This window comes from Methylocystis sp. (genome assembly GCF_050246715.1).
Taxonomy (GTDB): domain Bacteria; phylum Pseudomonadota; class Alphaproteobacteria; order Rhizobiales; family Beijerinckiaceae; genus Methylocystis.
The window spans coordinates 1-4,954 of the sequence record NZ_JBFWVN010000104.1 but is presented as its reverse complement, the minus strand read 5'-3'; the positions used below and the strand labels follow the sequence as shown (position 1 = coordinate 4,954).

At 62.7% G+C, this 4,954-nt stretch carries 5 protein-coding genes; 4 read left to right on the top strand and 1 reads right to left on the bottom strand.

Going from position 1 to position 4,954, the window contains the following annotated elements; translation table 11 throughout:
• The 3 genes from AB7I51_RS17635 to AB7I51_RS17625 all read left to right on the top strand — a co-directional run.
• Nucleotides 1-531, top strand: a 531-nt coding sequence (locus AB7I51_RS17635) for an outer membrane protein (RefSeq protein WP_428405583.1), incomplete at its 5' end; no start/stop codon positions are given.
• Between the two features lie 161 nt (nt 532-692).
• Entirely contained in the window at nt 693-1,433 is a 741-nt protein-coding gene (locus tag AB7I51_RS17630) for an autoinducer binding domain-containing protein (RefSeq protein ID WP_428405582.1), read from the top strand.
• A complete protein-coding gene (locus tag AB7I51_RS17625; RefSeq protein ID WP_428405581.1) occupies nt 1,430-2,080 on the top strand; it encodes an acyl-homoserine-lactone synthase in 651 nt (216 codons plus the stop codon). Before AB7I51_RS17630 ends, AB7I51_RS17625 begins: the two co-directional genes overlap by 4 nt.
• A 365-nt stretch (nt 2,081-2,445) precedes the next feature.
• On the opposite strand, the gene AB7I51_RS17620 is transcribed toward AB7I51_RS17625, so the two are convergent.
• Complete coding sequence (locus AB7I51_RS17620; protein ID WP_428405580.1) at nt 2,446-3,912, bottom strand: helix-turn-helix domain-containing protein; 1,467 nt, start codon at nt 3,910-3,912, stop codon at nt 2,446-2,448.
• A 171-nt stretch (nt 3,913-4,083) separates the two neighbouring features.
• Here AB7I51_RS17620 and AB7I51_RS17615 point away from each other — a divergent pair.
• On the top strand, nt 4,084-4,954 hold an 871-nt coding region (locus tag AB7I51_RS17615; RefSeq protein ID WP_428405579.1), incomplete at its 3' end, for an ATP-dependent metallopeptidase FtsH/Yme1/Tma family protein.

Sequence of the window (4,954 nt, the reverse complement as noted above, 5' to 3'; positions counted from 1 at the left end):
GGACAGCGTTTCGATACGGTTGGCGTTGCGCCGCTCCTTGAGGGCGTCGCTTTCGGCGCGCTGATCGCCGACAAGGCGTTCGACAACAACGCCATCATCGCCGATCTCGACGCGCGCGGCGCCAAAGCCTATGGCGGCGTGTATGCGAACGCGAACCATTCGGCGGGCGGCAACTTGGGCCTGTCGATCTTTAACACTAACCTTCTTACGACTGGGGCGCCGGTGGTTCCGGGGACTGGCCGGTACTCGAATACGCGAGTGGGCTGGAGCGCCGGCGGCGGCTTCGAGTGGATGGTGATGCCGAACTGGAGCGTTAAGGCGGAGGCCATCTACTACGATCTCGGCAGCGCAACCTTCTCCTCGAGCCCGGTCATTGCTGTATCTCCTCTGGGTATCGGAAACTTTGGCGGACCCTTCATCGCCAACGTTCCCACGACCCGCGTGAATTATAACGGCGTCATCGCCCGCGTGGGCATCAACTATCACTTCAACTGGTTCGCGCCGCCTGCTCCGGTTTATGCGAAATACTGAGCGATCCCGGTTGATCGGTATGGAGGAGCCCGGCTAACCGCCGGGCTCCTTTTTTACCGGCTACACCGCACTTTGCCCGCGTTCGATCCGGCTCGGCGCATTGCCTGATTCGGACCAAAGCAGTATCACATTACTGCTTGGCTCCCGCCTGATGGGCGAAAATGTATCGCGAAGACGCTTTCGATCTTATCGACCGGCTCGCGCGCGCCGACAGGCGACCCATTCTCAACAATTTCCTCGACGAATTCCTGCGCCAAACGGGCCTCGCCGATGTCGCCTATGTCGCCTTCAATCTCCCGACGGACGTCGCCGACCGGCCCCTGCTGTCCGCCGCTTGCGGCGCGTCGTGGCGCAAGCTCTATGTCCAGTCCGGCCGGGTCGCCCTCGAACCGCTTCTGCGCGCTGGTTTGGGCGGAATAGCGCCGGTGGGCTGGGGCGTCCTGGAGCCCGACGATCCGATCATTCGCAAGCTGCTCGGCGAAGCGCTCGAGCTCGAAGTCGGCGCGAACGGCGTCTCGATTCCCTTGCGCGGCCGGGATGGCGAATATGCGCTGTTCAGCGTCTGTGTCCAAGACGCCGGCGCGTCGGCGATGTCGCGCCATGCGCTGATTCGCCGGCTCATGGTCACAAGCGCGATCTTTCACGCGATGGTCCGACGCGGCGCCCTGTCCAATAAAACTCGCAGCGATCGATTGACCGATCGCGAACTCGCCTGCCTGTGCCTGAAGGCGTCGAGAAAAACCGACGATGAGATTGGCCTCGTCCTCGGCTCCAGCGCGAGCGCCGCGCGGTTCTGGTTGGAGACGGCGCGCGCCTGGCTTGGCGTCGCCACTGTCGACGCCGCCATCGAAGAAGCAGCGCGATCATCGCTCGCGCCTCCGGTCGGCTGGCGCGCGCGATGATCGCGCTGCTTCCCGGCGAATCGCGCGCGCTCTTCCCTCGACTGACCGACGAAATGTACGACCTGCGCCAGAGCGCCGCTCGGACGCGTTTCGATCGCCCGCCGGGCGCAGTCAATCGGCTGGCGATCGTCGACTATTTTGATTCGCTCGATCCGCTTTACGTGCTTGCGCTCTCCAACGCAGAGCGCGTCGTTGGCGCGCTGCGGCTTTTGCCGACCACCGGCTTGACAATGCTGAACGACGCTTTCGCGGCGCGCTCGCCGCAGCGTTTGCGAATCGAAAGTCCGCTGATCTGGGAAGCGAGTCGCCTGACGCTGGACGTGAGCGAAGATTGTCAGCGGCGGCGCCAGATCATCGATCGCGCGGTCGGCGAAATCGGCGTCGCGCTGAATGAGATCGCAAAGAATGCGGCGCTGACGCATGTGGTCGGCGTTTTCGACGGCGGCGCGCACAGATTATTGTCTCTTCGCGGCTGCGCCGGCGAAGCGCTGGCGCCGCCGACGAGCTTGGACGGCGCGGAGATTTATCTCGCTCTTTATGAAGTCGGCCGCGCGATGGACGCGCAATTCTTGCGTCTCGCAGGCGAGGGCGCTTGCCGGCCGGTCAATCTCGACAGTCTTGAAAGCGCACGCTGTCGCGGGCGCTAGGCATCTAACTCGCCGCCGAGCGGCGAGCGATGCTTCTTCTTAGATCTGGGATTAGGCGTTGACGATCGCAGTGATCGCCAGGGTGATTGCGGCGGCGGCGGCGAAGATAGAAAGAATTGCGGAGATGGCGTTCATGGCGCTTTGTCCTATGGCTCGCTGCCCTGTGGAAACGAATGACCGCATCGGGAGCAGACGCGACAATTTAGCGCATCGACTCAACAATTAGCCAAGTGGGAAAAGCTGTTGCGATGCCGTAGACGCGCCGCTCGACAGTTCGCGAAACTGGTTCGGTTCGCCGCCGGCAATCCAATTCTAATCAATTATTAGTCAGTCAGGCTTCAGGCGAGTGTGCGGCGCAATGACGATTAATCCTTCAGCGACATAAGCTTCCCTTTGAGGTCGCCGATTTCCAGCTCAGCCTCGACCTGGGCGCTGATGTCATACTGCACGCCGAGGAAATACAGGAGCCGTCCGTTAAGGTCGAACAGGGGCGTTATGTTGAGCCTGTTGTGAAAGAGCGTCCCGTCCTTGCGGTAATTACGTAGCGTGACTTCGACCTGCTCGCGATTGCCGATGGCTTCGCGCAACCGCAGTCTTCCCTCCTGGTCTCGATCGTCGGCTTGAAGAAAGCGGCAGTTGCGGCCGATGATCTCATCGAGTTCGTAGCCGGTGATTCGTGTAAAAGGCCGGTTCGCGTAGATGATGGGCAAGTCTTCGAGGTCGGGGTCGGCGAGCGTGACGCCGTTGACGCAGGCGTCGAACATGGTCGTCAGCATTTTCGGAATGATTTCCGTCTCCTTTCGCAATGCGAAAAGCTGACCTTTGTTCTGGCTTCTGGCGCGCGCCCAAACCCGATAGGCGCTCGGCGCCATGCCGGCGACGCGGCGAAAAGCGCGGCGAAAGCTCGCTTCGTCGGCGAAGCCGGCGCTGGACGCGAGCTCCTTCACCGGCCTGGCGCTGGTCTCAAGCAACATCCGCGCGGTCTCGACCCGAATCCGATCGATAAAACTCTTCGGCGATTCTCCGGACGCCTGTTTAAGCCTGCGGTGCAGAGTCCGCTCGGACGTCGAAAGCGCCCGCGCCAGCTCTTGAGCGTTGAACGACGAATCGGACTGCCGAATGATCCGCTCGGCCTCGGTGAGAAAGGCGTCCGCGCCTTCGTTCAATGTCGTCGCGTTGTAAGCGGTCGGGCTGCGCGGAGCGCCTTTCACGAGCGCCGCCTCGCCAACGGTGAAATCCGCCGCGACCCGCGCCGCGTCGACCCCGCAAAGCGTGCGAATGAGGTGCAGAGCGACGTCGATCCAAGAAAGAGGGCCGGCGGCGGTGACGACTCGACGATCCTCGATCAGCCGCGCGCCCCATGCGGCGTCGATTCGCGCATAGCGCTGCTTCAACTCCTCGTGATGCCACCAACTCGTCGTGCAGCGTCGGCCGTCGAGGAGCCCTGCTTCGCCAAGAAGAAATACGCCCGAACCGCAGCCTGCGATCACAGCGCCCCGTGAATGGTGGCGGCGCAGCCAGGCGGCCGCCGCGCCGAAGCGGGACATGTCTGGCGGCTTTCCATCCTCGTCCGGAGAGAAGCTCGGCACGATGATTGCGTCGCAGGTCGCGATCGCCTCGAAGGAGGCGGCGACGGGAAAACTCGCTCCCGTAGGATCGCGGATCGGCTCGCCATTCGCGCTCGCAGCAACGACGTAGAAAGGATCTTCAGCGCTCAGACCGGGCGCGCGGGTGCGGGCGATAGCGCGGCGCGCTAGCGCCAAAAGGTCGGTTAGTCCTAAGAAAGCCGAGCCCAGGCATTCGTTTAGGCCGGCAATGACAATTTTTCGCATCCGCCTCCGCTTTTGGCGAATTATGGAGCTTGTTTGGCGATTGCGCCATCCTGACCTAGATTACTTCTAATCCCATCCTGCTCTGATCGGGGCGTCTTCGCTTCCGGGGTCGGATGTACTGAAGTTTGGCGAAGACGCCGGGCCCGCCTGGCGCTCGTCATGGAGGTGAAAATGAAGGCGAATTGGAAGAAATATTTGCCTTGGGTCGTCTTCGTCGCGCTCGGCGCTTTGCTCTTCGGGCTGTTTCAACACCAGCAGACCCGCACGCCGGCGCGTGAGATCACCTTCAGCGAACTGCTGGTGCAGATCGACGAAGGGCGCGTCCACGACGTGACGATGTCCGGCAACGAAATCACCGGCCATTTCAACGACAACCGGACCTTCACCACCTATGCGCCGAATGATCCGGGCCTCGTGCAGAAGCTTGAGTCGAAGAAGGTGCAGATCAGCGCCAAGCCGGCGAGCGACAGTCCCGGCTGGCTCTCGACGCTGCTCGTCAACGGATTGCCGCTGCTGCTGTTTATCGCCGTCTGGATCTACATGGCGCGGCAGATGCAGGGCGGGGCAGGCGGCCGCGCGATGGGCTTTGGCAAGTCGAAGGCGAAGCTTTTGACCGAGACGCAGGGGCGGGTGACGTTCGAGGACGTCGCCGGCGTCGACGAGGCCAAGGAGGATTTGCAGGAAATCGTCGAATTCCTGCGCGATCCGCAGAAGTTCCAGCGCCTCGGCGGCCGCATTCCGCGCGGCGTGCTGCTCGTCGGACCGCCCGGCACCGGCAAGACCTTGCTGGCGAGGGCCATCGCCGGCGAAGCGGGCGTGCCGTTCTTCTCGATCTCGGGCTCCGACTTCGTCGAAATGTTCGTCGGCGTCGGCGCAAGCCGTGTGCGCGACATGTTCGAACAGGCGAAGAAGAACGCGCCCTGCATCATCTTCGTCGACGAAATCGATGCGGTCGGGCGCCATCGCGGCGCCGGACTTGGCGGCGGCAATGACGAGCGCGAGCAGACGCTCAATCAGCTGCTCGTCGAGATGGACGGGTTCG

What these genes read in the sequence shown, in the direction of transcription:
- AB7I51_RS17630 (WP_428405582.1), top strand. Translation starts at nt 693, where the DNA reads ATGTATCGCGAAGACGCTTTCGATCTTATCGACCGGCTCGCGCGCGCC.
- AB7I51_RS17625 (WP_428405581.1), top strand. Translation starts at nt 1,430, where the DNA reads ATGATCGCGCTGCTTCCCGGCGAATCGCGCGCGCTCTTCCCTCGACTG.
- AB7I51_RS17620 (WP_428405580.1), bottom strand. Translation starts at nt 3,912, where the DNA reads ATGCGAAAAATTGTCATTGCCGGCCTAAACGAATGCCTGGGCTCGGCT.